Genomic DNA, 20,676 nt, shown 5'->3' with positions numbered 1-20,676 from the left:
CCTAACACCACCGAACTATTGCTCTGGCTACCGCAAGCGAGGTCACCAGGATCGAACTGGACAGTTTTATACATCATATGATGTGTAACTGTACACGCCAACATGGCTACATCCTCTCTTTTTGAGGACATCGTCTTGTTGAAGCAAGCGTTGGCGGCAGTCGTACGAGCAGTGCGGGAAAATCTGGGACTAACACAGGAGAGCTTGGCCAATGCTGCGTCTCGCACTTATTTGAGCAAGATCGAGAACGCTCAGAGCAGCCCGACGATCGACAAATTCGCGGAACTGGCCGAGGCGCTCGGGCTGAGCCCGGTGTCGTTCATGGCCCTGGTTGTTTCCACACGCGACAACGCCCACCCTGCCGATCTCCTCGCCAAGGCCATTGAACAATTGCAAGCGCTCGAAGCTAAGGTCAGCTCTGACGATATCAAAGCGCACCTCGAAGGTATGACAATTCACAAACGGCCCGCCGCGCGACCAGTTGATGTCGTCAAGTTGCGGAAGGTGCTTGAGTGCAAAGAGGTTGGGCTGAGCAAGGCCGAAACTGCGCGGCGATTGGGTCTGAGCCGATCAACCGTAGGGTTTCTTTGGGAGAGGCCATTGCCTGCATAAGACTGAACTAGGTTCGACTCCGAGCGAGCCCAGAGTCTGCCAGTCTCAGGTGCGCCGCATTGGCACAAGTGGCAGGCAATGATGCTCTCACCTATTTGTTCTCGCATAGTTGAGAGCATCATGAACGCCACATTAGTAAGCCATATTCGTGGTGCGTCCTCTGTTTACATTTTCGCTCAGCGTGACCACTAGGACTCGGTACCTCATATCAGTACCCAGGGTGCGAAAAGGACTATTCTACTTACAGTGCTTTGCGTTTGACCCCATCCGAACGCGACGCAGGCCGGTGGCCCACGACGTCCCAGAACGCTTCCCCCGCGACGATATGACGGCTCGCTTTCTCAGAGGCGGGCACCTTTTCGTCCCACGTGATGTACCAATAGCAGTACGTTACTGCACGAGTGATCGCAACATAGGCCGTCCGCAGGGCCTCTTGCTGCTGAGCTGTATCGTAACCGCATGGGTCGCTAGGGTTGCCCATGCCCGCTTGGGCGTAAAAGTCATTCTTCGAGGGTGACGAATTGGCGCCAGTGATCCTCAACATGACAGAAATGACTATGGGCATTTGCTTGTGACAAGGCAATCCCAGCATATCGTTGCGTTTGCTAGGAACGCTCATGTCGCTTCGCATACGCCTCCGCGCTCCATTTTCTCCGTAAACGGAGTGAGGTCTCACAGCAGCAACTGGCACCAGCCGCCAATCCTTCCTATGTGAGCCGCTTGGAAGCCGGGGCTCGTTCGGTGACCCTCGACGTCAGCCAAGAGCTTGCTAAAGCCCTGAATGTGGATCCCCTAACCTTACTTGTGTTGGCGTATGCAGCGGAGCGTTATCAAACCCCGCAGGAGGTCATAAATCACCTATGGGGTGACCTCAGTGATCAAGACTTGCTGAGGAGCAAAATCCCTTCTGGGATTACCAAGGATCCACATCCAGAAGTGGTCGCAGGTTTGGAACTGCATGCCCAGATCATTGAGCTTATGGGTCAGGGGCTGACCCAGGCGGAGGTTGCGAGGCAGCTGGGCGTTGCCAGGCAGACGGTGAGCAACCACCTGAAAAGGAAATGAGTGTCGGCGAAGCGGGTTGCGAGGGAAGTGAGTGCTGGGCTGGCGGAGCTTCTGGTGCGAGAGGTTTTGCAAGGTAACCAGGTTTCCTAGGGATCCTCCGAAGTCTATTTTTCGTTGAAGGAGACTGCTGGAGCCCCCGGATTTACAGGGGACGGGTCAGCTCAAACCGACTTGTTCGGAGGATCCCTAGCTGGCCTGGGACTGGGGCATTCCGTCTGGCGAGGCGCATAGTCAGAATGACTGGATTGATCCGCATAGCTGCTGACAGCAACGCTGTGTATATACAGTCAATTCATCTGCCGACGGTATCCTCTCCATCTGGAGGGTTGTACAACCTAAGCGATGTACCCCAGCAGAACCACCTTGCAAACTGATTGTGAGGTGGCATGGAGCCCCTAGTGGGGCTTTTTTCGTTGGCGCTATAAATTACCTACTTATGACCTTCGCGAGAACCATCATCGCTGCCTCCTGAAATCCTTCTCAGCCGATTCATCCTACTGTCAACATTGCTGCGCCTATCTGAGAGCGCGCCAGCCCATCAGTGGCCGCGGCTTTCGCACATCGCACAATGCTCAGAGACCACCTCAGTACTGCTTACGTCCACTCGCCCAATGGGGTGGACACTGCAATAGTCTCTACGAACGCGCAAAAAATCCCATCCCGAGCAACCTGTATCAGGCTGGATTACCTATCCACCCTGATTGAATCACTACCAGCCCGACCAGCGACTTCATCAGGCCGATCCTCAGTGGATTCATCTCGGGGGTAATGGCATCCCATAGCAGTAAGATCTCAGTCGGCGCGCCCACACGGCTCATCGCCACTCGCAAGCAGGAAGGCGCCCAAGGGCTCGCAGCGAGCGCATCGATGCAGATATGCTCCGAGGCAATCCAATTCACCTCCAAGAGTAGAAGTACGCCCTCAATGACTACTAGAAAAGAAGCGCTATCGCGTTTGGCCAGGCTGGTGGTGGAAACCCGTAGCGAGATACGGGCCGGGCTGCAAGTTGTCGAGAACGATCTGCGCGAAAGCGTCAGTGGGCTAGATGTTTACGCGTGTGGGCAGCGGATCACATTTGGCAGGATTGATGAAGACGCATGGGAATACGGCATGTTGAACTTCGATGGTAATCACCTGCGAATTTTGACGTCGGACACAATGGAGGACGCTCAATATCGTGGAACCCCGTACGAGGGCTCGATGACTGTTCGCTACCTCAGCGACTTCAACGATGATGAAAACCTCACCAAGCTGGCCTCGCCAGCTTCGATTGACTCGCTCTGGTTAGCGGTGGAAGAGAAAGTTAGGGAAAAGCTTGGTGAAGCTAAGAGTGCTGCAAGGCTCCTCTCCGAGTTTTCCGATGATCAAAGCGAGAGCATCGACAGAGATTTGTCAGGCTTGATGCAGGGCGACTACTTCGAAAAACAGTGGGCCGGAGCACGCTTGGCCATCGACATCGATGCAAGCGATTCTCTCACCCGTACCAACCAGTTCCTGGAATCAGTTTGCCGCCACTACCTCGACATGCGGAAAATTCCCCTCGGAAGCAAGAAAACGATAACCGAGCTAATTAACGCGGTAGTGGACGATTTTTCGCCAATCATAATTCCCGATGGGACTGACCATTCCAAAGATATCAAATCATTGTTGGGAGGCGTGAAATCGATCGCTCAAGGAACTGGCGTATTAAGAACTCACCTAGGCACGGCTCATGGCGGCGACAAAGTTGCCAACGCGGATATAGCGAGACTTTCAAACAACCTGGCTGGGGCGGTCGCGATCTATACATTGCAAAAACTGAAGGCACACATGAAAACTCGTTGAACAGCCAATATAGTGTAAATATTTGGCGTCCGGGGTTTGCCATATATCGCGGTGTGTCAGGAAAAGCTACTGAGGAGCACTCCCAGTCAATAAAGCATCTTGATGCTTGCTTTCTAAGGATCCTCCGAACAAGTCGGTTTGAGCTGACCCGTCCCCTGTAAATCCGGGGGCTCCAGCAGTCTCCTTCAACGAAAAATAGACTTGTTCGGATGATCCCTAACGTCAAAGCAGAAACAGAAGCAAGGCAGGAGCAGGAGCAGGAGCACCAAGATCTTGTGGATCTTGGAATCAAGAGCCAGAGCCAGAGCCAGAGCCAGAGCACCAAGCCTTGTGAGCTTTGGCCTAAAAGCCAAGCAGATCAAGGGCTCAAAGGCAGTCAAAGCCTTGTGGGCTTTGACACCAAAACAGGTCTTGTCTAGAAAATCCTGGACATCAGCATTCCAAAACTCGACGGGCTGGAAATCCTTTCGCGCTTCAATGCCATGACCACTCCGCTCAAGACCTTGGTACTGACTGCGCAATCCCCGACGCTGTTCGGTATCCGCTGCATGCAATCCGGTGCTTCCGGCTACGTTTGCAAACAAGAGGACCTCAGCGAACTTGTCAGCGCAATCAAAGCGGTGTTGTCCGGGTACAACTACTTCCCGAGCCAGGCACTTACACCGGTTTCCCAAGACGATCCTCGCAGTATCGAGCTGGATCTTTTCAAAAGCGTCAATGACCGTGAACTGATGGTATTGCAACTCTTTGCCCAGGGACGTACCAACAAGGAAATAGCCAAAGGCATGTTTCTGAGCAATAAAACTGTCAGCACTTATAAAAAACGACTCATGCAGAAACTTAAAGTCAAGTCTTTGGTAGACCTGATTGAAATGGCAAAGCGAAACGCGTTGGTGTGAGAGAAAACCGGATGTTCAATCGCATAAGCAGATGCCTTTTATTATTGAGCGCATGGTTATACGCGGGAATCCTCGTGGCGGCGGCGAGTGTGCCCGAACGTTATACGTTGCTGAGTCGCTCGACTTCAGACTCCATCGAGGTCCGGCTCGATGATGCCCATCGCACCTGGCTGAACGGTCGTCGGGAACTGATCCTGGGCACCTCTGCACCTGACTATCCGCCCTTCGATCTTTCCACCAGCGGGCGCGACTATGAAGGCATGACCGCCGACTACGCGGGCCTCATCGCCAAGGCGACCGGCCTGCCGATGAAAGTCCTGCGGTTCACTTCCCGTGAGGCGGCCCTCGACGCGCTCAAGACTGGACAAATCGACCTGCTCGGCAGTGCCAACGGCTTCGAAGCCCGAACCAGGGGTGTCGTCCTGTCAACGCCCTACGCCGTCGATCAACCGGTCCTGGTTACCCGCACGAACGAAAACCGCCCCCTGACCGACGATCTCGAAGGGCTGCGGCTCAGCATGGTTTATCACTACCTGCCGCTGCACGAGATCGAAAAGCTCTACCCCAAGGCACTGATTACCGCGTACCCCTCCTACCAGAACGCCATCAATGCGGTCGCATTCGGGCAGTCCGATGTCTTCCTCGGCGACACCATTTCCACCCATTACATGATCAGCAAGGGTTACCTGAGCAACATCCGCATGGCCAGCTTCGCAAAGCACGAGTCGCACGGATTCGGCTTCGCGCTGCGGCAGGACAACACCCGATTGCTGGACATCGTCAACGCCACGCTGAACCAGATTCCCATTGCCGAACAAGCAGCGATTGCCAAGCGTTGGAGTGCGGGTAGCGATCTTTACCTCACCAATTACAAGATACAACTGACCGAGCGCGAACAACGCTGGCTGGCTGAGCACCCCACGGTACGGGTGGCGGTGAACGAAACGTTTGCCCCCTTTACTTTTTTCGATCCTGACGGCGACTTTCGTGGGATCAGCGCCGACTTGCTTGAACTGGTCAGGCTGCGTACCGGCCTGCGCCTGGATATCCAACGCCATCGGACGGACAACGACATGATCGCCGCGGTCCTCAACGACCAGGCCGACGTCATTGCCGCGCTCCTGCCCAGCCGCGAGCGGCAGGACGTGCTCAAATTCAGTCGCCCCTACCTGGACAGCTCTTTCGTCCTGTTGATACGCAAACAGTCCGACGCCCCCACGACGCTGGACCAATTCGCTGGCAAGCGCCTGGCGGTGGCCAAAAGCAACCCCGTCATCGATTGGCTACGCACCCAATATCCAAGCCTGCAGATAATCGAAACCACCGACTCGTTGAATGCAGTCCAGTTGGTCGCCCAGGGTCAGGCGGATGGGAGCGTGACTTCGCTGGTCATGGCCAGTTACTTCATGACGTCCCATGCATTGCGCGACACACTGCAAATCAGCAGTACCGTCGGCACACGTCAGGCGATGTTCTCATTAGCCGCCGCAAAAGACGCCACGGAGCTCAATTCCATTCTCGACAAGGCCTTGTCGAGCATCGACCCGGACGAACTGGGGGTTATCAACAACCATTGGCGGGGCTTCATCCCGGCATCGGAGATGGCCTGGCGCACCTATAACCGCTTGTTCCTGCAAGTTGCCGCCGGCGCGGGCCTGTTGCTCCTGCTCTCGCTGGCATGGAACGCCTACATGCAACGACAGATCAGGCAACGCCAGCAGGCGGAACTGGCCCTCAATGACCAATTGGAGTTCATGCATGCCCTGCTCAACGGCACGCCCCACCCCATCTATGTGAGAGATCGCAACGGATTCCTGCAAAGCTGCAACGACAGCTACCTTGAAACGTTCGACGTGAAACGCGAAGACGTCGTCGGAAAGAACGTCATGCCCGGCTCGATGAGCAACGCGTTCGAAGCACAGGAGTACCAGGCGGATTATCAGCGCGTCATGGCTGAAGGCTCGCCCATGATCGTTGATCGGCCGCTGCACATCGGTAACAGGAAACTGACGATCTACCACTGGATCCTTCCCTACCGCAATTCGGCGGCGCAGGTGCAGGGCATCATCGGCGGCTGGATCGATATCAGCGAACGAAGGCAGCTTGTCGAAGAACTGCGGGCCGCCAAAGAGCAGGCCGAGAACGCCAATCGGGCCAAGAGCACCTTCCTTGCGACCATGAGCCATGAAATCCGCACGCCAATGAACGCCGTGATCGGCATGCTCGAGCTGGCCCTCAAGCATGCCGACAAAGGCCAGATGGACCGCGCGGCAATAGAGGTCGCATACGAGTCGGCCTCCGGCATGCTCGACCTGATCGGCGATATCCTCGACATCGCCCGTATCGAATCCGGCCACTTGGGGCTTGCGCCCGAACGGGTCGACCTCAAGGCCCTGGTGCAATCGGTGATGCGGGTTTTCGAAGGACTGGCCCGGCAGAAAAACCTGGCACTGTCGTTGCGATTCGAACCCGCCGAGGGCAACCCGGACGTGTTGATGGACCCGCTGCGATTCAAACAGGTAATTTCGAACCTGATCAGCAACGCCCTGAAGTTCACCGAGCGAGGCGAAGTGAGTGTCAGCGTGAAACTGTCCCGCACGATCGGGGAAGACACCCTTCGAATGCAATTGGACATCCGCGACAGCGGCATCGGTATCAGCCCCGCCGACCTGCAACGCTTGTTCGAGCCGTTTGCCCAGGTCGACAACAGTAACCGGATGGCCCGCAAGGGTGCCGGGCTGGGCCTGGTGATCAGCCGCCACTTGTGCCAGGTCATGGGCGGTGAAATTCACATGAACAGTCAACCGGGCGCCGGGACCCAGGTCCAGGTTTGCCTGCCCTTGGCCATCCTGCCTGACGCAAAGGTTCGCGCTCCCGTCACGCCTGTCGTTGAAACAGCCGCGTGCCCACTGAATGTCCTGGTCGTGGACGATCATCCGGCCAATCGCTTGCTGATGTCGCAGCAACTGGATTATCTCGGTCATCATCACCATGTCAGCCATGACGGCGAACAAGGCTTCAAGGCCTGGCAGGAAGGGAACTTCGACCTGGTCATCGCCGACTGCAACATGCCGGTCATGAGCGGCTACGAACTCGCCGGGGCGATCCGTCGGCACGAGGCCGAGCAACAACGATCGCCCTGCACCATCCTGGGATTCACGGCCAATGCACAACCCGAAGAAAAACAACGCTGCAAGGATGCCGGGATGGACGACTGCCTGTTCAAACCGATCAGCCTGAACGCCCTGAATCAATGGATGAGCGCCATCAAGCCCAACAACCGCCCCCCCGCTTTCAACGTCCAGAGCCTGCACATGCTGACGGGTGGCGACTCTGTGTCCATCCAGCGCTTGCTGGCTGAACTGCTCAGGAGCAACCGTGCCGACCGCCAAGAGCTGCTCGATGTCGCCCGAGGGGCAAATCGACAGGCGATCACCGAGGCAGCGCACAAGATAAAAGGTGTCGCCCGCATCGTGCAGGCGAACTCGCTGATCCAATTGTGCGAGGCACTGGAACAGGCCTGCCAGCAAGGTGCTTCACCGGAGCGCATCGATGAAGGCACGCACGCGCTGTGCCGGGCCATGGCCGAACTGGAGCAGGCCCTGGAAACGGAGATCGCCAAGGCAAATTAATCCAGTGTTTACTATGCTGTTCGCTCAGCAGTGCGTAGCCGGGGGCGATCTCCCCCAACACTTGGAGTGACGGAAATGCCCAGCGCACCGCGTCCGCAAAAACGCCGGTTTCCCCTGCACGTTCATATCAGCGTGATGTTCACGCTGCTCCTGCTGCTGACCGGTGTGGTGCTGGGCGTCTTCAACTACCGGCAAACCACCCAGATCATCCTGTCCAGCAGCGAACAGCTGTTCAATCGAATCGAACAGGACGTGCGCCTGGACCTTTACGACACCTATGAACCGATCCGCCATCTGCTGGGCCTGCTGGCGCACTACCCGGCGACCCGAGAGCCCCGGATGGCTCAGCGACTGGCCTTGCTCGGTCCTTTCACCCAGGCACTGCGGGACAACCCGAACCTGGCATCGCTGTACCTGGGCGATCGCGATGGCAACTTCCTGATGGTCCGGCCGTTGCGTACAGAAGCCGCAAAAACCGCGCTCAAGGCGCCGGCCGCTGCACACTACGAGGTCTGGACCGTCGAGCGTCCGGACAACGAAGGCCAGGTAATCTCCCAGTCGCTGTTCTACGACCAGGCCCTGACGCTCATCGGCCGTCGCGACAACCCCGGCGAGACGTTCGATCCGCGCAGTCGCAGCTGGTTTCGCAGCGCAATGGACAGCAACGAACAGATCACCACCGAGCCCTATGTGTTTTTTTCCAGCCGCAACATCGGCACGACCCTGGCCCGTCGAAGTGGCGATCAGGCGGTCATCGGTGCGGACCTGACCCTGGCCGCCCTCTCCCAGACGCTGGCCAAGCACAAGGTGACCGCCGGCACCGAAATTGTCCTGATCGATCTCCAAGGCAACGCAGTGGGATACCCCGACAGCGAGCGGTTGATCACCGACAGCCAGTCGGCACGCCTGATCAAGGCACGTGACCTGCACCCCGCCATTGCCACCGCGCTCGACAACGACGCTGACACACCGCGCCTGGAGGCGTTGGGCCGTGAGTGGATCGTTTCTCGCAGTCACATGCAGGAAGGCGGGCCGAAGGGTCTGGAACTGGCGTTGCTGGTTCCGGAAGACGAGTTGCTGGCCGGTGCCTATCGCATGCGTTGGCAAGGCGCGCTGATCACCCTCGCCACGTTGCTGCTGTGCCTGCCCTTGGGCTGGCTGACCTCCAGGATACTGGTCAAGCCATTGCGTGCCCTGGTGCAAGAAGCCGATGCCATCCGCAGTTTCAATTTCAACTACCCGGTGTCCCGTCGCTCCCCTGTGCTGGAAGTCGATCAATTAGGCGTTTCGATGGGCCGCATGAAAGAAACCCTGGCAAGTTTCTTCGAGATTACCGCCAGCCTGCGCGCCGAAACCCGCTTCGCCCCGCTACTGGAACGCGTGCTGTTCGAGACCGTGAAAATCGCCCAGGCCCAAGCCGGCCTGATCTATCTGCGCGAGAGCGATGGCGAGCACATCAAGCCCTACGGACTGGTCATCGACGGATCGCCTCGGGATCCGCAAACCTTCGCGCTGCGAGGCTATGGATTGGGCGCCGCGGACAATCCCCAGTGGCTTCGTGAACTGGCCACCGCGCAAACCCTGGTTTCATCCCTGGGCTTCGAGCAGGCGGCCGACTTGCGCAGTGTCCTGCTTGCGCTGGACGCGCCACGGGTCCACCTGATCGGCATTCGCTTGTGCAACCGTCATCAGGAAACCGTCGGCGCGCTGGTCTTGTTGATCACTGACACAGGCACCGAAGCGGACCTGGAAAAACTCCAGCCGGACCGCATCGCATTCCTGCAGGCCGTGTCCGGCACCGCGACGGTGAGCATCGAAAGCCAGCGCCTGCAAGCCAGGCAAAAGCAACTGCTCGACTCATTCATACAATTGCTTGCCGGCGCGATCGATGCCAAAAGCCCCTACACCGGCGGCCATTGCCAGCGAGTACCGGCCCTGACGCTGATGCTTGCCCAGGCCGCCGCCGCCAGCCCGGCGCCAGCGTTCGAAGGCTACCAGCCGACCGAAGACGAATGGGAGGCGCTGCACATCGCTGCCTGGCTGCACGATTGTGGCAAGGTCACCACACCCGAATACGTGGTGGACAAAGCCACTAAGCTGGAAACCCTGAATGATCGCATCCACGAGATCCGAACCCGTTTCGAAGTCCTCAAGCGCGACGCCTGGATCGACTACTGGCAGGGACTGGCAACTGGAGGCGACGCCTCACCCCTGGCCGCGCAACGCGACGCGACACTGGCCGCCCTCGACGATGACTTCGCCTTCGTCGCACGTTGCAACCTCGGTTCAGAAGCCATGGCCGATGCCGACCTGCTACGCCTGCAACACATCGCCCGGCGCACATGGACCCGGACCCTGGACGATCGCCTGGGGGTTTCCTGGGAAGAGAACCGTCGCCAGGCGCGCACGCCCAAGCCGACGCTGCCCGTCGTTGAACCTCTGCTGGCGGACAAGCCCGAGCATCTGCTCGAGCGGCATGAGGCCGAGCTGATTCCGGCGGACAATCGATGGGGCTTCCAGCTCGATGTGCCGACCTGGAAATACAACCGCGGCGAACTCTACAACCTCAGCATCACGCGCGGCACGCTCACTCGCGAAGAGCGCTACGTGATCAACCATCACATGGTCCAGACGATCCTGATGCTCAGCCAGTTGCCCTTCCCCAGCCACTTGGAAAACGTTGCGGAAATTGCCGGCGGCCATCACGAGAAAATGGACGGCACCGGTTATCCCAAGCGATTGAAGCGCGAGCAGATGAGCCTGCCGGCTCGAATGATGGCGATCGCGGATATTTTCGAAGCCCTGACAGCGGCTGATCGCCCGTATAAAAAAGCCAAGAAGCTGAGCGAAGCCCTGGGCATCATGGCCACCATGTGCCGCGACGCCCATATCGATCCCGAGCTGTTCGGGTTGTTCATCGAAGAAAGGATCTACCTGCGCTATGCCGAGGCGTTTCTTGACCCACGCCAGATCGATGAAATCGACCCGGACAGCCTGCTGGCCAAGGCAGGATTGACCGCATGATCAGCAATCGGTCAGGCGCAGGAATATCGCGGCCAATTGTTCGATGCCGGCCTGGTCATGCTCGGTAAAGCGCGCCAGTTTCGGACTGTCCAGGTCCAGCACGCCGATCAAGCGTCCGTCCTTGACCAACGGCACCACCAACTCGCTGTTCGAGGCACTGTCGCAGGCGATGTGCCCGGCAAAGGCATGGACATCCTCGACGCGCTGGGTCTGGCGGCTTGCCGCAGCGGCTCCACACACGCCGCGGCCAAAGGGAATCCGTACACAGGCGATCTGCCCCTGGAACGGACCCAGCACCAGTTCATCGTTGCGATTGAGGTAAAAACCAGCCCAGTTGAGGTCGTCCAGTTGACTGAACAGGAAGGCCGAGAACTGTGCCGCGTTGGCAATGAAATCGCGCTCATCCGCCAGCAGCGATTGCAGCTGTGCCGATAACAAGCCATAGCCTTCGAGGCCTTCGCCGGTGCTTTTCAAATCGATCATGCGTTGTGCTCCAGGAGTTTGAGGCCCACCCAATAACGGGCGAATTGATAGGCGCAGCGCCCGTTGCGATTGCCGCGTCCGGTCGCCCAGCGAACCGCCTGTATTTCCAACGTTTCGTCACGTTGCCAGGCCAGTCCGGCCTTCGCCGCGAGCTCGCCGATCCAATGCTCCACCACGTCGAGGAAATGCTCCTGGGTAAAGGGGTAGAACGACAGCCAGAGACCGAAGCGGTCAGACAAGGCGATCTTGTCCTCCACGGCTTCACTGGGATGAAGCTCGCCGTCGACCCGCTTCCAGTTCTCGTTGTCGCTTTCCTTCTCCGGCACCAGGTGGCGGCGGTTCGAGGTGGCATACAGCAACACGTTGTCCGGGGCTTGTTCAAGGGAACCGTCAAGCACGCTCTTGAGCACGCGGTAGTCACCTTCGCCGGATTCGAACGACAAGTCGTCGCAGAAGACCACGAAGCGCTGGGGCAATTTCGCTACCTGCTCGACCACCCGAGGCAGATCGGCCAAATGATCGCGCTCGATCTCGATCAAGCGCAGCCCCTGGCCGGCATGTTCGGCCAGCAAGGCCCGCACCAGCGACGACTTGCCAGTGCCGCGCGAGCCCCAGAGCAACGCATGGTTGGCCGGCATGCCATCGATGAATTGCCGGGTGTTGCGCCCCAACTGTTCGACCTGGCGATCCACACCGATCAGGTCCGACAGGCGCATGTCGAGGCTGACCTGCAGCGGCAGCAGGAAACCGCCGCGCCCGTCGCGTTGCCAACGGGCGGCCAGGGTCTGGTTCCAGTCGATGGCGGGCCGTGGCGCGGGCAACAGGGGCTCGATACGGGCCAGCATCGCATCGGCGCGCTCAAGAAAAGCAATCAATCGGGCGTCCACGTCTTCTCCTCGGACAAGTTCACAGTAATGATGACGCTACAACGACGAAACGACGAAGCCGATGGCGGGTTTGTTTCACACACTACACACCGGTCGCACCGGTATTCAGAGATGATCAGCTATGCTTGACCGGCGAAGGGAAACGTAAGTGGTTCACCATTCCATGGACATCAGGTTCACCCAACGTCTGTCGTACAAACAGGCCCGACTGACCGTCCTGGTGGGTTTCGTGCTGGGCACGTTGCTAAGCCTGGTGCAGATCGGCATCGATTATGCCAGCGAAGACGCGTCGATCAACCGTGAAATCCTCTCGTTGCTGGAAATCAGCCACAACCCGGCCTCGCGCATCGCCTACAACATCGACGCCGAACTCGCCCAGGAACTGGCCCTGGGCCTGTTGCGCTCACCGGCCATCATCGGCGCCGAACTGATCGACAACAACAATACGATCCTGGCCAGCGTCAAGCGCCCCGAATTACAGAGCAGCTACCGGTTCATCAGTGACTTTCTCTTTGGCGCCCAACGCCAGTTCGAAGACCGGCTCTACCTGAGCCATCTGCCCGGAGAATCCCTGGGTGTGTTGCGGTTGGATGTCGACACGTATTCGTTTGGCAGTCGCTTCCTGCGTCGGGCCGAAATCACCTTGCTCAACGGTTTCGCCCGCAGCCTGATCCTGACCGGCCTGCTGCTGGCGCTGTTCTACGTCATGCTCACAAAGCCGTTGGTGAGGGTCATCCGCGAGCTGAGCAGCCGCGATCCCGGCACCCTCGAACAGAGCCCGCTGGAATGCCCTTCCGGCCATCAATACGATGAAATCGGCGTGCTGGTATCGGTCGCCAACCAGCAGTTCGAAAATATCTCCACCGAGATCCAGCAGCGGCGCACGGCTGAAAATCGCCTCACCGATTACCTGGCGCAACTGGAAAACATCGTTTCGGCGCGCACCGCCGAACTCAAGGCCATCAACGCCCGCCTCAGCCAGTCCAACGAAGAGCTGGAAGTGGCCCGGCGTACCGCCCTGGACATGGCCGACGCACGCTCCGCATTCCTTGCCAACATGAGCCATGAGATCCGCACGCCACTCAACGGCCTGCTCGGGATGATCGCGCTGTCGCTGGACGGCCCGCTGACCGCCGAACAACAGCAACAACTGTCGATTGCCCACGACTCGGGCAAGGTACTGGTCGAGCTGCTGAACGATATCCTCGACCTGTCCAAATTCGACGCCGGTCAATTGGAACTCGAACGCATTCCATTCGACCTGGGTTCGCTGATTGAAGACACCGCCAACCTGCTCTCCCAGAATGCCGCCCCGAGCGTAGAGCTGGCGTGCCTGATCGATCCGCAGTTTCCCGCGCAGGTGCTTGGCGACCCGACCCGCGTCCGCCAGATCGTCAGCAACCTGCTGTCCAACGCCTTGAAGTTCACCCGCTTCGGCCGGGTCGATGTGCGCTTGAGCCAGTACGAAGGCGGCGTGCGGATCGAAGTCTGCGACACCGGCATCGGCATCCCCCAGGAGGCCCAGGCGCGGATTCTCCAGCCGTTCACCCAGGCCGGCGCCGGCATTACTCGCCAGTTCGGCGGCACCGGGTTGGGGCTAGCATTGACCTACAACCTCTGCGAAGCCATGCAGGGCCGGCTGACGATCAGCTCCGAAGCCGGCTTCGGCAGCCAGTTCTGCGCAGACCTGCCGCTGCCTTGCCACACCCCCGCTGCGCCCATCGAGCCCTTGCATGGAAACGTCGTGGCCATTACCACCTCCAACAGCGGGCTGAGCGAACTGCTGGGCATGTTGCTACCCGCCTGGGGAGTGGACTATATCCAGCGTTCCGTCGATGACGGGCTGCTGGGGCTCAAGCCCGACGTCCTGGTGACCGATTGCCCGGAATGCCTGTTCAACCTGCGACCGACCTTCGACGCCCCCATCCTGTTGGTCACCGCCTACGGCAGTTTCATGCCCAGCGAAGAAGCGAGCGCCCTCGCCCCCTTGCTGCAACAGGCCCGGCCGTTGGCGCGCCATGCGCTTTACCAGATTTTGCGTCGTGCCTTGCAAAGCGAGGCGACCACGATCAATGAAGCGCAGATAGAAGCCTCGGCCCCCGCCTTGCGTGCTCGCGTGCTGCTGGTGGAAGACAACCCCGTCAACCAACTGGTGGCCAAGGGGATGCTGATCAAACTGGGGTGTGAAGTGGTTGTCGCGGCCCATGGCGCCGAGGGCCTGGACCAGCTCGAACAACGGGAATTCGACCTCGTCTTGATGGACTGCAACATGCCGGTCATGGACGGTTACGAAGCCAGCCGGCAGATCCGCCGCAGCGGGCGCTGGCCGGACCTGCCGATTGTCGCGCTGACGGCCAACGCCATGCCCGAGGAACGGGAGCGCTGCCGGGCCGCTGGCATGAGCGACTATCTGTCCAAGCCGTTCCGTCGCGAAGAACTGGCCGCACTGCTGGATCAATGGGTGCCCACTACGTCAGCGCTTTGATCTGGGCCAACAGGTGGTCCAGGCCATCGCGCAGGTCACCCAAGCGATCCAGATCGACGCCGCTGTCGCACAACAAGCGAGCCTTGAGCGGGCCGACTTGCTCACGCAACGCCTTTCCGCTTTCCGACAGGCTCAGGTGCACCTCGCGTTCATCCCGGGCCGAACGCTGGCGCTGGACCAGCTCCAGCTGTTCCAAACGCTTGAGCAGCGGCGTCAGCGTGCCTGAATCGAGCAGCAAGCGTTCGCCCAGGGCTTTTACAGTCGGCTGCTCCGGCGTGTTGTCCTGCCATTCCCACAGTACGAGCATCGCCAGGTATTGCGGGTAGGTCAGGCCAAGCTGTTCCAGCATCGGCTTGTAGCCACGGATCACCGCCCGCGATGCGGCGTACAACTTGAAGCACAGCTGGCTGTCGAGCTTCAGCGAATCGACTGGCAGATCATTCATTTGAGCAGGGCTTCGATCTCGGCGGTGAGGTCCTGGGGCTTGGTGGTCGGGGCAAAGCGCTTGACCACTTGGCCGTCCTTGCCGATCAGGAACTTGGTGAAATTCCATTTGATGCCCTTGGACCCCAGCACGCCAGGCGCCCGCTGCTTGAGCTGGACGAACAATGGATGGGCATTGGCGCCGTTGACTTCGACTTTCTTGAACAGTGGAAAGCTCACGCCGAAATTGAGCTCGCAAAACTCGGAAATGGCGCCTTCGTTGCCTGGCTCCTGCTTGCCGAACTGATTGCAGGGAAAACCCAGTACCACCAGCCCCTGGTCCTTGTAGGACTGCCACAATGCCTCAAGCCCCTTGTACTGCGGGGTAAAGCCACATTGGCTGGCAGTATTGACCACCAAAACGGCCTTGCCGGCGAAATCCGCGAGGGTCTTTTCTTCACCCTTGATGGTGGTGCAGGGAATGCTCAGCAAATTGTCAGTCATGACGGCGGCTCCTGGAAAGGTTGGGGAGACGAAGATAGCGAGCAATTAAATTGTGTGCAATTTAATTATCCGGACACCTCGATAAAACCAAACGGCTCTTGTGGCGAGGGAGCTTGCCCCCTCGCCACGAAGGCCGCGCCGAGTCTTACTCGCGCGGCACCAGATCCAGGCACACCGAGTTGATGCAATAACGCAAGCCGGTAGGCGGCGGGCCGTCGGGGAAGACGTGGCCCAGGTGCGCGTCGCATTTGGCGCAGACCACCTCGGTGCGAATCATGCCATGGCTCACATCCCGTATTTCCACCACCGCGCGGCCTTTGATCGGCGCGTAGAAACTCGGCCAGCCACAGCCCGAATCGAACTTGGTCGTCGAATCAAACAGCGGTTCGTTGCAGCAAATGCAGTGGTAAACGCCGTCGATCTTGGTCTCGTTGTATTTGCCGGAGAACGGTCGCTCGGTGCCTTTGAGCCTGCAGACGTTGTATTGCTCCGGATCGAGCATCTCACGCCATTCTTCAAGGGTTTTCTCCAACTTTTCCATCGTCCTACCTCGGCAATTGAAAAAGCCCGATCCGACGCTTTTCCGCAGATCGGGCGGCACGTATGATTGCGCCTCGTCAGGCGCCAGTCTGGCAGTCACGCCATGCGCATTCAAATGGATTGTGGCGCATCTACCGCGTCCGGCCCGGGCACAGACGCAGGATCCCCAGTACGGTAGTTCATCTGCCCCCTGGATCGTTCATTTTCGGGAACACATCGCCATGCAGGTCAGCAAATCGAACAAGCTCGCCAACGTCTGCTACGACATTCGCGGCCCGGTGCTCAAGCACGCCAAACGCCTGGAAGAGGAAGGCCACCGCATCCTCAAGCTGAACATCGGCAACCCGGCGCCCTTTGGTTTCGAAGCGCCCGATGAGATCCTCCAGGACGTCATCCGCAACCTGCCGACCGCCCAGGGCTACAGCGACTCCAAAGGCCTGTTCAGTGCGCGCAAGGCCGTGATGCAGTATTACCAGCAGAAGCAGGTCGAGGGCATCGGTATCGAGGACATCTACCTGGGCAACGGCGTGTCCGAGCTGATCGTGATGTCCATGCAGGCCCTGCTCAACAACGGCGATGAAGTGCTGGTACCAGCACCGGACTATCCGCTGTGGACGGCTGCCGTGAGCCTGTCCGGCGGCAATCCGGTGCATTACTTGTGCGATGAACAAGCCGATTGGTTTCCCGACCTGGCGGACATCAAGGCCAAGATCACGCCCAACACCAAGGCCCTGGTGATCATCAATCCGAACAACCCGACCGGCGCCGTCTATTCCCGGGAAGTGTTGCTGGGCATGCTGGAACTGGCCCGCCAGCACAACCTGGTGGTGTTTTCCGACGAGATCTACGACAAGATCCTGTACGACGACGCCGTGCACGTCTGCACCGCCTCCCTTGCGCCCGACCTTCTTTGCCTGACCTTCAACGGTTTGTCCAAGTCCTATCGCGTCGCCGGCTTCCGCTCCGGCTGGATCGCCATTTCCGGGCCCAAGCATCACGCCCAGAGCTACATCGAAGGCATCGACATGCTGGCCAACATGCGCCTGTGCGCCAACGTGCCGAGCCAGCACGCGATCCAGACGGCGCTGGGTGGCTACCAGAGCATCAACGACCTGGTCCTGCCCCAGGGCCGGCTGCTGGAGCAACGCAACCGTACGTGGGAATTGCTCAACGACATCCCTGGCGTCAGCTGCGTCAAGCCAATGGGGGCCTTGTATGCCTTCCCACGGATCGACCCGAAAGTCTGCCCAATCCACAACGACGAAAAATTCGTCCTCGACCTGCTGCTGTCCGAGAAGCTGCTGGTCGTCCAGGGCACGGCGTTCAACTGGCCATGGCCGGATCATTTCCGCGTTGTGACCCTGCCCCGGGTCGACGACCTCGACCAGGCCATCGGCCGCATCGGCAACTTCCTCAAGTCCTACCGCCAGTAGTCCGGCCAGCGTGCGAGGGCCCTCGCCTCGCACGCTGTCTGATTCAGCAACACATCCGTTCTTTGCGCGGCGGCTGGCCTTCTACACTGGGAATCGAGCATCCGGTATGAGAGGAGACTCAACGTTCAGGGGGCATGGACGTCAAATCTCAATTCCGCGACGACTTTCAGAAAAGTCTTTCAAACATTTAGGATGCGTGTAGGACACAGTTTGAAATAGTAGGCGAGTTGAATAGCCCGCGGCAGCACCTTATATACCCCGCATAACGCTACATCTTTAGCATGAGGAGATTGCTACCACCATGATGCGCATCCTGCTGTTTTTGGCCACTAACCTGGCGGTCGTGCTGATTGCCAGCATCACCCTGAGCCTTTTCGGCTTCAACGGGTTCATGGCGGCCAACGGGGTTGATCTCAACCTCAATCAGCTGCTGATCTTCTGTGCGGTGTTCGGTTTCGCCGGTTCCCTGTTCTCGCTGTTCATCTCCAAGTGGATGGCGAAGATGAGCACCGGCACCCAGATCATCAGCCAGCCGCGCACTCGCCACGAACAATGGCTGCTGCAGACTGTAGAGCAGCTGTCCCGTGAAGCCGGCATCAAGATGCCCGAAGTCGGGATTTTCCCGGCTTACGAGGCCAACGCCTTTGCCACCGGCTGGAACAAGAACGACGCCCTGGTCGCGGTTAGCCAGGGCCTGCTCGAACGGTTTTCGCCGGACGAAGTCAAGGCTGTACTGGCGCACGAGATCGGTCACGTCGCCAACGGCGACATGGTGACCTTGGCGTTGATCCAAGGCGTGGTGAACACCTTCGTGATGTTCTTCGCCCGCATCATTGGCAACTTTGTCGACAAGGTGATCTTCAAGAACGAAGAAGGCCAAGGCATCGCCTATTACGTGGCAACCATTTTCGCCGAGCTGGTACTGGGCATCCTCGCCAGCGCCATCGTCATGTGGTTCTCGCGTAAACGCGAATTCCGCGCCGATGACGCCGGTGCCCGCCTGGCCGGCACCAGCGCCATGATCGGCGCCCTGCAACGCCTGCGGGCCGAGCAAGGTCTGCCGGTGCACATGCCCGACACCTTGAATGCCTTTGGCATCAACGGCGGCATCAAGCAGGGCCTGGCCCGCATGTTCATGAGCCACCCGCCGCTGGAAGAGCGAATCGACGCACTGCGTCGCCGTGGTTGATCGCTAGAGCCTCAAAAGGAAAGCCCGCAGCGATGCGGGCTTTTTTGTGGCGATCGTTTCATGCGGTGCCTGGCCTGTCATAAGCACCACATATCAAAGCCTGGAAAGGAGATACACCCGCTCATCCAACCGCTTCACACCCGCCTGCAAGAATTTCCAGCTCTCTCCCAACACATCCTGCTCCAGCAAGACCTCCAGCTGCCAGCCTCCACCCAGCAACCGCTGCACCTCGTCATGCCCAACGGAAAACGGCGGTCCAGGCATTTCGTCCTGGTTGTAATCGAGCGTAATCAACAGTCCGACACAGTCTGGCAATATCCGCTGCAAGTGGGCCACGTACCGCTCGCGCATCGGCGCCGGCAAGGCGATCAATGCCGCGCGGTCATACAACGTCGCGCAATCAGCGACATCCAATGGCGTCAAAGCAAAGAAATCGCCGCAGCGAATTTCGATGGCACCGGCACGAAATACCTTGAAGGCGCCCTCCTCACTCACGTTCGGCTCAAGCTGGTGCTCCCGGAAAAAATCAGTGACAGCTTTTTCCGACAGTTCCACGCCGAGCACTGAGCAACCCTGCTCGGCCAACCACAGCATATCCAGGGTCTTACCGCACAGGGGCACCAACACTCGTGTCTCTTCAGGCAATCCCAACTGGGGCCAGAAACGCTGAAGGTAAGGGTTCACTTGCGGCAGATGAAAACCGATCTGGTTGGCGGACCAGCGCTTATGCCAAAACTCGGGATCCATGGGGTTCGCTCCATAAATTCGATCAAAACAGCTCAAAACTTATATTAGATTTTGATCATTGACCTGGCAGAAGATGACACATCTTAACGCTCAGGAGCCCGCTCATGCTGCCCAGCCTGTTTATTTCCCATGGCTCACCCATGCTTGCCCTGGAACCCGGCGAAAGCGGCCCGGCCCTGGCTCGCCTGGCCGCACAACTGCCCAGGCCCAAGGCCATTGTCGTAGTCTCGGCTCATTGGGAGAGCGATGAGCTGCTGGTCAGCGCCAATCCGCAGCCACGCACCTGGCACGACTTCGGCGGCTTTCCACCTGCATTGTATGAGGTGCAATACCCGGCGCCTGGCGATCCTCGACTGGCAAGACAGGTGGCAGACATGCTCAACGCCGCGCATCTGCCGGCACGCCTCGACCCTCAGCGGCCATCCGACCATGGCGTCTGGGTGCCGTTATTGTTGATGTATCCCGAGGCGGATATTCCCGTGGTACAGGTCTCTTTGCCTAGCCGCCAGGGGCCGACGCTGCAAACGCGAGTCGGTCACGCGTTGGCGAACCTGCGCGAACAAGACGTGCTGGTGATCGGTTCCGGAAGCATTACGCACAACCTGCGCGACCTGGATTGGAACGCCGGCCCCGACAGCATCGAGCCGTGGGCCAAGGCGTTTCGTGATTGGATAGTCGAGCAACTGGCGGCCAACAACGAGCCCGCGCTGCACGATTACCGCCGACAGGCGCCCAATGCCGTGCGCAGCCATCCCAGCGATGAGCATTTGTTGCCGCTGTTTTTTGCTCGCAGCGCCGGTGGAAAATTCAGCGTTGCCCATGCAGGTTTCACCATGGGAACACTGGGGATGGATATCTATCGGTTCGACTGATGGGCCGGGCCGATCCATCTGAGGCGCACCAAACGACAGGCAAAAAAATCCCCGAAC

The 20,676-nt window shown here is 59.0% G+C and carries 16 protein-coding genes and 2 pseudogenes; 12 read left to right on the top strand and 6 right to left on the bottom strand.

Features of this window, described 5'->3' with window-relative positions; translation table 11 throughout:
* Positions 1-102: 102 nt before the first annotated feature.
* The 8 genes and pseudogenes from JZ00_RS09265 (at position 103) to JZ00_RS09235 (ending at position 11,056) form a co-directional block, all read left to right on the top strand.
* The gene (locus JZ00_RS09265; RefSeq protein ID WP_082112060.1) at positions 103-612 is read left to right on the top strand and encodes a helix-turn-helix domain-containing protein; all 510 of its coding nucleotides are present in this window, start codon (positions 103-105) and stop codon (positions 610-612) included.
* Positions 613-1,263: 651 nt separating this feature from the next.
* Positions 1,264-1,395 (top strand): annotated as a pseudogene (locus JZ00_RS31705) (helix-turn-helix domain-containing protein); the annotation flags it as partial.
* Positions 1,396-1,677, top strand: coding sequence for a helix-turn-helix domain-containing protein (locus tag JZ00_RS31780; protein WP_327183120.1), 282 nt, complete (start codon positions 1,396-1,398; stop codon positions 1,675-1,677).
* Between the two features lie 924 nt (positions 1,678-2,601).
* The gene (locus JZ00_RS09250) at positions 2,602-3,501 is read left to right on the top strand and encodes an abortive infection family protein (RefSeq protein ID WP_235433062.1); all 900 of its coding nucleotides are present in this window, start codon (positions 2,602-2,604) and stop codon (positions 3,499-3,501) included.
* Between the two features lie 209 nt (positions 3,502-3,710).
* Positions 3,711-3,920, top strand: coding sequence for a hypothetical protein (locus tag JZ00_RS31420; RefSeq protein ID WP_235433061.1), 210 nt, complete (start codon positions 3,711-3,713; stop codon positions 3,918-3,920).
* Between the two features lie 3 nt (positions 3,921-3,923).
* Positions 3,924-4,400 (top strand): annotated as a pseudogene (locus JZ00_RS09245) (LuxR C-terminal-related transcriptional regulator); the annotation flags it as partial.
* Positions 4,401-4,411: 11 nt separating this feature from the next.
* On the top strand, positions 4,412-8,032 hold the full coding sequence (locus JZ00_RS09240) for a transporter substrate-binding domain-containing protein (RefSeq protein ID WP_039588928.1): 3,621 nt from the start codon (positions 4,412-4,414) through the stop codon (positions 8,030-8,032).
* Positions 8,033-8,107: 75 nt separating this feature from the next.
* Complete coding sequence (locus tag JZ00_RS09235; protein ID WP_039588927.1) at positions 8,108-11,056, top strand: HD domain-containing phosphohydrolase; 2,949 nt, start codon at positions 8,108-8,110, stop codon at positions 11,054-11,056.
* On the opposite strand, the gene JZ00_RS09230 is transcribed toward JZ00_RS09235, so the two are convergent.
* Together JZ00_RS09230 and JZ00_RS09225 are read right to left on the bottom strand one after the other, a co-directional pair.
* Positions 11,057-11,539: a GAF domain-containing protein gene (locus JZ00_RS09230; protein ID WP_039588926.1), complete on the bottom strand. Its 483-nt coding sequence runs from the start codon at positions 11,537-11,539 to the stop codon at positions 11,057-11,059. It abuts the gene before it with no gap.
* Positions 11,536-12,426, bottom strand: a complete 891-nt coding sequence (locus tag JZ00_RS09225) for an ATP-binding protein (RefSeq protein WP_039588925.1) — start codon at positions 12,424-12,426, stop codon at positions 11,536-11,538. Before JZ00_RS09225 ends, JZ00_RS09230 begins: the two co-directional genes overlap by 4 nt.
* A 163-nt stretch (positions 12,427-12,589) precedes the next feature.
* On the opposite strand from JZ00_RS09225, the gene JZ00_RS09220 reads away from it, so the two are divergent.
* Positions 12,590-14,911: a hybrid sensor histidine kinase/response regulator gene (locus JZ00_RS09220; protein ID WP_039588924.1), complete on the top strand. Its 2,322-nt coding sequence runs from the start codon at positions 12,590-12,592 to the stop codon at positions 14,909-14,911.
* Here JZ00_RS09220 and JZ00_RS09215 read toward each other — a convergent pair.
* The 3 genes from JZ00_RS09215 to msrB all read right to left on the bottom strand — a co-directional run bounded on the left by JZ00_RS09215 (position 14,895) and on the right by msrB (position 16,379).
* Positions 14,895-15,356, bottom strand: coding sequence for a MarR family winged helix-turn-helix transcriptional regulator (locus tag JZ00_RS09215; RefSeq protein ID WP_039588923.1), 462 nt, complete (start codon positions 15,354-15,356; stop codon positions 14,895-14,897). The genes JZ00_RS09220 and JZ00_RS09215 overlap by 17 nt on opposite strands.
* Positions 15,353-15,838 (bottom strand): glutathione peroxidase, encoded by a 486-nt coding sequence (locus tag JZ00_RS09210; RefSeq protein WP_039588922.1) that lies wholly within the window; start codon positions 15,836-15,838, stop codon positions 15,353-15,355. Before JZ00_RS09210 ends, JZ00_RS09215 begins: the two co-directional genes overlap by 4 nt.
* A gap of 145 nt (positions 15,839-15,983) precedes the next feature.
* Positions 15,984-16,379, bottom strand: a complete 396-nt coding sequence (gene msrB / locus JZ00_RS09205; RefSeq protein WP_039588921.1) for a peptide-methionine (R)-S-oxide reductase MsrB — start codon at positions 16,377-16,379, stop codon at positions 15,984-15,986.
* 220 nt (positions 16,380-16,599) lie between these two features.
* On the opposite strand from msrB, the gene JZ00_RS09200 reads away from it, so the two are divergent.
* Both JZ00_RS09200 and htpX read left to right on the top strand, forming a co-directional pair.
* The gene (locus JZ00_RS09200; protein WP_039588920.1) at positions 16,600-17,811 is read left to right on the top strand and encodes a pyridoxal phosphate-dependent aminotransferase; all 1,212 of its coding nucleotides are present in this window, start codon (positions 16,600-16,602) and stop codon (positions 17,809-17,811) included.
* 301 nt (positions 17,812-18,112) lie between these two features.
* Positions 18,113-19,000 carry a protease HtpX gene (htpX, locus tag JZ00_RS09195; RefSeq protein WP_003183732.1) on the top strand — a complete coding sequence of 296 codons (888 nt, stop codon included), beginning with the start codon at positions 18,113-18,115 and terminating at the stop codon, positions 18,998-19,000.
* Between the two features lie 93 nt (positions 19,001-19,093).
* Here htpX and JZ00_RS09190 read toward each other — a convergent pair whose 3' ends face one another.
* A complete protein-coding gene (locus JZ00_RS09190; protein ID WP_039588919.1) occupies positions 19,094-19,747 on the bottom strand; it encodes a thiopurine S-methyltransferase in 654 nt (217 codons plus the stop codon).
* A gap of 104 nt (positions 19,748-19,851) precedes the next feature.
* On the opposite strand from JZ00_RS09190, the gene JZ00_RS09185 reads away from it, so the two are divergent.
* Positions 19,852-20,619: a DODA-type extradiol aromatic ring-opening family dioxygenase gene (locus tag JZ00_RS09185; RefSeq protein ID WP_039588918.1), complete on the top strand. Its 768-nt coding sequence runs from the start codon at positions 19,852-19,854 to the stop codon at positions 20,617-20,619.
* The last annotated feature ends 57 nt before the right edge of the window (positions 20,620-20,676 follow it).

Source organism: Pseudomonas frederiksbergensis (genome assembly GCF_000802155.2).
GTDB classification, from domain to species: domain Bacteria; phylum Pseudomonadota; class Gammaproteobacteria; order Pseudomonadales; family Pseudomonadaceae; genus Aquipseudomonas; species Aquipseudomonas frederiksbergensis_A.
This window is presented reverse-complemented; position numbering and strand designations above follow the sequence as displayed.

Coding starts and splice junctions, on each gene's coding strand:
- JZ00_RS09265 (WP_082112060.1), top strand. CDS start 103: ATGGCTACATCCTCTCTTTTTGAGGACATCGTCTTGTTGAAGCAAGCG.
- JZ00_RS09250 (WP_235433062.1), top strand. CDS start 2,602: ATGACTACTAGAAAAGAAGCGCTATCGCGTTTGGCCAGGCTGGTGGTG.
- JZ00_RS31420 (WP_235433061.1), top strand. CDS start 3,711: ATGATCCCTAACGTCAAAGCAGAAACAGAAGCAAGGCAGGAGCAGGAG.
- JZ00_RS09240 (WP_039588928.1), top strand. CDS start 4,412: ATGTTCAATCGCATAAGCAGATGCCTTTTATTATTGAGCGCATGGTTA.
- JZ00_RS09235 (WP_039588927.1), top strand. CDS start 8,108: ATGCCCAGCGCACCGCGTCCGCAAAAACGCCGGTTTCCCCTGCACGTT.
- JZ00_RS09230 (WP_039588926.1), bottom strand. CDS start 11,539: ATGATCGATTTGAAAAGCACCGGCGAAGGCCTCGAAGGCTATGGCTTG.
- JZ00_RS09220 (WP_039588924.1), top strand. CDS start 12,590: ATGGACATCAGGTTCACCCAACGTCTGTCGTACAAACAGGCCCGACTG.
- JZ00_RS09215 (WP_039588923.1), bottom strand. CDS start 15,356: ATGAATGATCTGCCAGTCGATTCGCTGAAGCTCGACAGCCAGCTGTGC.
- JZ00_RS09210 (WP_039588922.1), bottom strand. CDS start 15,838: ATGACTGACAATTTGCTGAGCATTCCCTGCACCACCATCAAGGGTGAA.
- msrB (WP_039588921.1), bottom strand. CDS start 16,379: ATGGAAAAGTTGGAGAAAACCCTTGAAGAATGGCGTGAGATGCTCGAT.
- JZ00_RS09200 (WP_039588920.1), top strand. CDS start 16,600: ATGCAGGTCAGCAAATCGAACAAGCTCGCCAACGTCTGCTACGACATT.
- htpX (WP_003183732.1), top strand. CDS start 18,113: ATGATGCGCATCCTGCTGTTTTTGGCCACTAACCTGGCGGTCGTGCTG.
- JZ00_RS09190 (WP_039588919.1), bottom strand. CDS start 19,747: ATGGATCCCGAGTTTTGGCATAAGCGCTGGTCCGCCAACCAGATCGGT.
- JZ00_RS09185 (WP_039588918.1), top strand. CDS start 19,852: ATGCTGCCCAGCCTGTTTATTTCCCATGGCTCACCCATGCTTGCCCTG.